The organism is Streptomyces sp. CRN 30 (assembly GCF_034105845.1).
The window spans coordinates 1-4,984 of the sequence record NZ_JAVRHI010000526.1; the positions used below are offsets into that span (position 1 = coordinate 1).

Below are 4,984 nucleotides of genomic sequence, written 5' to 3' on the forward strand. Positions count from 1 at the left end.
GCCGCGGAGCGCCGGGGCACGGAGCTGGCCGCCGCCCGTGCCGCCGCGGCCGGGATCACGTTCGGCGCCTGCCCCGACGCGGCGGAGCTGCCGGACACCATGCGCTGCGGCAAGGTCTCCGTCCCGCTCGACTACGCGCGCCCCGGCGGCGAGCGGATCGAGCTGGCCGTCGGCCGGGTCCGCGCCACGGGCAAGAACCCGCGGGGCGGCGGGCGGGCGGTGGCCCGGCAGGGCGCGCTCGTCTACAACCCGGGCGGGCCCGGCGCCTCAGGGCTGCACTTCCCGCTGATCGGCATGGTGCCCGAGTGGAAGCGGCTGGCGGCGGCGTACGACCTGGTCGGCTACGCGCCGCGCGGGGTGGCGCCCTCCGCGCCGCTGTCCTGCCAGGACCCGAAGACGCGCTTCAAGGGTCCCCGGCCCGCCCCGGAGCAGCCCTCGGACGCGTACAAGCGGGAGCGGGCCGCCGAGGCCGAGGCGTACGCGCGTGGCTGCGCGGAGCGGACCGGCGACGCGCTGCGGCACTTCCACTCGCTCAACAACGCCCGGGACCTGGAGGTGATCCGGGCCGCGCTCGGCGAGCGGAAGCTGACCTTCATGGGGGCGTCGTACGGCACGTACTTCGGCGCGCTGTACGCGGAGCTGTTCCCCGGGCACGTACGGCGGATGGTGTTCGACTCGGTGGTGAACCCCGACCCCGAGCGCGTCTGGTACCGCAACAACCTCGACCAGTCCGCCGCGTTCGAGCACCGCTGGCGGGACTACAAGAAGTGGATCGCCGCGCACGACGGCGTGTACGGGCTCGGCGACACCCCGCGCGAGGTGCAGCGCGCCTACGAGCGGGCGAGCGCGCGGCTGGCCGAGCGCCCGGCCGGCGGCACGGTGGGCCCCGCCCAGCTCCAGAGCGCGTTCCTCAAGGCGGGCTACTACGACGACCACTGGCCGCACCGGGCCCGCGCGCTGTCGGCCTATCTGAAGGGGGACGACGGGCCGCTGGCGGAACTGGCGGGCCGGCACCCGGAGGCGGCGGCCGGAGCGGAGAACTCCGGCGCGGTGTACACGGCCGTCGAGTGCAACGACGCGCCCTGGCCGACCGACTTCGCCGTCTGGGACCGGGACAACACGCGTCTCGCCCGCCGCGCGCCGTTCGAGACGTGGGACAACGTGTGGACCAACCTGCCCTGCGCCTACTGGCGGGCGCCTCGGCAGCGGCCCCTGGATGTGCGGACCGCGCCGGGCGAGCTGCCGCCGGTGCTCGTCCTGGCCGCCGAGCGGGACGCGGCCACGCCGTACGAGGGCGCGCTGGAGCTGCGGCGCCGGCTGGCGGGCTCGGTGCTGGTCACCGAGCGGGACGCCGGTACCCACGGCATCGCGGGCGGGCCGAACGCGTGCGTCAACGCCCATCTGGAGGCGTACCTGCTGGAGGGCCGGCTGCCGGCGCAGGACGCGTCCTGCGCCGGGCGCCGGGCCCCGATGCCGGCCCCGGGGAGCTGACCGGGAGAGCCGGCCCCGGAGAGCCGTCCGGAAGAGCCGGCCCGGCGGAGCGAGCGTCTCAGGCGAGCCCGGCCACCAGTTCGCCGATGTCCTTGCGGCGCCCGGTGTAGAACGGGACCTCCTCGCGGACGTGGCGGCGGGCCTCCGAGCCGCGCAGGTGGCGCATGAGGTCGACGATGCGGTACAGCTCGTCGGCCTCGAAGGCGAGCATCCACTCGTAGTCGCCGAGGGAGAACGAGGCGACCGTGTTGGCGCGCACGTCGGGGTAGCCGCGGGCCATCTTGCCGTGGTCTGCGAGCATCTTGCGGCGCTCGTCGTCGGGGAGCAGGTACCACTCGTAGGAGCGCACGAAGGGGTAGACGCTGATGTAGTTCCGCGGCGTCTCGTCGGCGAGGAACGCCGGGATGTGCGAGCGGTTGAACTCGGCGGGGCGGTGCAGCGCCATGTTCGACCACACCGGCTCCAGGGCGCGGCCCAGCTTCGTGCGCCGGAAGAGGTTGTACGCCTCCTGGAGCTGGTCGGCGGTCTCGGCGTGCCACCAGATCATCAGGTCGGCGTCGGCGCGCAGCCCGGAGACGTCGTAGGTGCCGCGGACCGTGACGTCCTTGGCGGCGAGCTGGTCGAACAGCTCCTGGACCTCGTCGGCGTACCCGGCGCGGTCCTCGGGGAGCGCGTCCTTGAGCTTGAAGACGGACCAGAGGGTGTAGCGGATGACCTCGTTGAGGTCCTTGGCCAGCTTGCCCTTGTTGGGGATGCGCTCGGCGGCGGGGGTGGAGGCGTCGTCACTCATGGCCTTATTCTCCCGCTCCGCCGTGCAGGCTCCGCACCGGGTGGGCGGTGAGTTCTTCCACACCGCTCAGGTCTCCGTGGAGCTGGTCGACGGCCGCGTACGCGCTCGCGATCGACGCCGGGACGCCGACGCCGTCGTAGGCCGCGCCGCAGACCGCGAGGCCGGGGAGTTTCGCGACGTGTTCGCGGACGCGCGCCACGCGCGCGTGGTGGCCGACGGGGTACTGCGGCAGTCCGTCCCGCCAGCGGGTGACGCGGGTGGCGACGGGCGCGGCGGCGAGACCGGTGGCCTCTTCGATGTCGCGGCGGGAGACGTCGACCAGGGCGGCGTCGTCCCGGCCGAGGATCTCCGTCTCGCCGTGGCGGCCGACCGAGGCGCGCAGCACGACCAGGTCCGGGTCCTCGGCGTCGATCCAGCCCCACTTGCGGGAGGCGAAGGTGGACGCCTTGATGGTGTGTCCGTCGACCGGCGGCACCAGGAAGCCGCTGCCCTCGGGGAGGACGGCGGCGTCCGCGCGGCGGTAGGCGAGGGTGATCAGCGCCATGGAGGCGTACTCGACGGCGGTCAGCTCGGCCGCGGCGGCGGGGGCCTCGGCGCGCAGCAGGGCGGAGGCGGCCGGGGCGGGCACGGCGACGATCACGCCGTCGGCCTCCAGCACGCGGTCGCCCGCGGTGACGCGCCAGCCGGTGGGCGCGGTCCGCCGCACCTCCGTGACCGGCGTGTTCAGCAGGATCTCGGCGCCGCGCGCGCGGACCGTGTCGACGACGGCCACGGGCAGCGTGCCGATGCCGCCCTCGATGCCCATGAAGACGGGCCCGCCCGGCTGGGGAGCGGCGGCCGTGCGGCCCTGGATCGCGCGGACCGCCTCGGTGAGGGAGGTGTGCTCCCGCGCGGCGTCGAAGAGCTGCGGTACGGCGGAGCGCATGGAGATGCGGTAGGCGTCGCCCGCGTAGACCCCGCCGAGCAGGGGTTCCACGAGCCGGTCGACGACCTCGCGGCCGAGCCGCGCCGCGACGTACTCCCCCACCGCCACGTCGTCGCCGACCTCGGTGGGCGGCAGTTCCGCGTCGCGCTCGATGCGGGCGAGGCCCTCCGCGGAGACCACGCCGGACAGGGCGGCGGCGGTGCCGGGGACGCCCATGACGTGGCCCTTGGGCATGGGGCGCAGCGCGCCGCGGGTCCACAGGGCGGCCGTCGCGGTGGCCGGCGGCTGGAGGCGGTCGGCGAGACCGGCCTCGCGGGCGAGACCGACGGCCTCGGGGCGGCGGGCCAGCAGCGACTCGGCGCCGAGGTCGACGCGGACGCCCTCGATCTCCCCGGCCAGCAGCTTGCCGCCGACCCGGTCCGACGCTTCGAGGACGGTCACCCGCGCGCCGCGCCCCAGCAGCCGGTGCGCGGCGGCCAGGCCGGCGATACCGGCTCCGATGACGACGACATGGCCCGTGTCCGCACGGGCCCCGCTTGCGTTCATGGTTCCACCCTGCCAGACGGCACCGACAGTCCCGCCAGGGCCGGACGGCCCCGGTGTCCGGCGGCGGTACCGGCCCGGCGGTGTCCGGGGCGAGTCCGGACCGTGACCGCATCGGGACCGCCGCGCTCCAACGTTCCGGTCCGCCGCGGCGTCGAAGGAGCACCAGTCGTTCACGACCCGGGGGTGGCCCATGCGCACACACCGTTCCGCACGTCCCGTACCGGCCCTGGCCGCGCTGCTGCTGGCGGCGGCCCTCGCGCTGACCGGATGCTCGGCGGGCGACGGCGCCTCGGACAGCGGCGGGGACAAGGGGGCCGCCGCCGGCTCGGGCGCGCAGGCTCCCGCCGACGGCGCGCAGGAGGAGGCCGGGGGCGCGAAGGAGGAGGCCGGGGGCGCCGAGGGGCCCGAGGGGTCGCGGGCCACCGCGCCGTCCGAGACCGACGCGGCACACATCATCCGTACCGCCTCGCTCGACGTGCGGGTCAAGGACGTGTCCAAGGCCCTGGACCGGGCCCGGACCGCCGCCGGGACCGCGGGCGGCTACGTCGGCGACGAGACCACCGAACGCGACGAGGACGGCCGCGAGCACACCCGCGCGGTGCTGCGGGTGCCCGCCGACTCCTACCAGGAGCTCCTCGACGCCCTGGCGGGCACCGGCGAACTGCTGGCGCGCAGCGCCAAGGCGCAGGACGTCACCGACCAGGTGGTGGACGTGGAGAGCCGGATCGCCTCCCAGCGCGCCAGCGTGGCCCGGGTCCGGGAGCTGATGGACCGGGCGACCCGGCTGAGCGACGTGGTGACGCTGGAGAGCGAACTGAGCACGCGTCAGGCCGAGCTGGAGTCGCTGCTGGCCCGTCAGGCGTCGCTGAAGGACCGTACGGAGCTGGCGACGATCACCCTGACACTGTCCGAGCCGCCGGTGCGGGCGGCGGACGACGAGGAGGAACCCACCGGGTTCACCGACGCGCTGGCGGGCGGCTGGGACGCGTTCGTTGCGACGCTGCGCGGGATATCGGTCGTGCTCGGCGCCGTGCTGCCGTTCGCGGCGGTCGCGGCGCTGCTGGCGCTGGTGTGCTACGGCTACGCCAACGCTATCGCCTCACTTCTGCAGTTCATGCTGATCCAGAGCAACACGCCGGATCATCTGCTGGGGCGGGTGAACAGCCTCGGCACCGCGCAGGACGTGACCGGCGATTCGATCGGCGCGCTGGGGCTCGGCGTACTGGGCAGGG

The 4,984-nt window shown here is 75.2% G+C and carries 4 protein-coding genes; 2 read left to right on the forward strand and 2 right to left on the reverse strand.

Annotated elements, in window-relative coordinates:
• Positions 1–1,491 (forward strand): alpha/beta hydrolase (locus UW392_RS61725; protein ID WP_320784279.1); only part of this gene is annotated, 1,491 nt, incomplete at its 5' end.
• 58 nt (positions 1,492–1,549) lie between these two features.
• On the opposite strand, the gene hemQ is transcribed toward UW392_RS61725, so the two are convergent.
• A complete protein-coding gene (gene hemQ / locus UW392_RS61730; protein WP_320784280.1) occupies positions 1,550–2,281 on the reverse strand; it encodes a hydrogen peroxide-dependent heme synthase in 732 nt (243 codons plus the stop codon).
• 4 nt (positions 2,282–2,285) lie between these two features.
• Complete coding sequence (gene hemG, locus UW392_RS61735) at positions 2,286–3,752, reverse strand: protoporphyrinogen oxidase (RefSeq protein ID WP_320784281.1); 1,467 nt, start codon at positions 3,750–3,752, stop codon at positions 2,286–2,288.
• 190 nt (positions 3,753–3,942) lie between these two features.
• On the opposite strand from hemG, the gene UW392_RS61740 reads away from it, so the two are divergent.
• Positions 3,943–4,984 (forward strand): DUF4349 domain-containing protein (locus UW392_RS61740; RefSeq protein ID WP_320784282.1); only part of this gene is annotated, 1,042 nt, incomplete at its 3' end.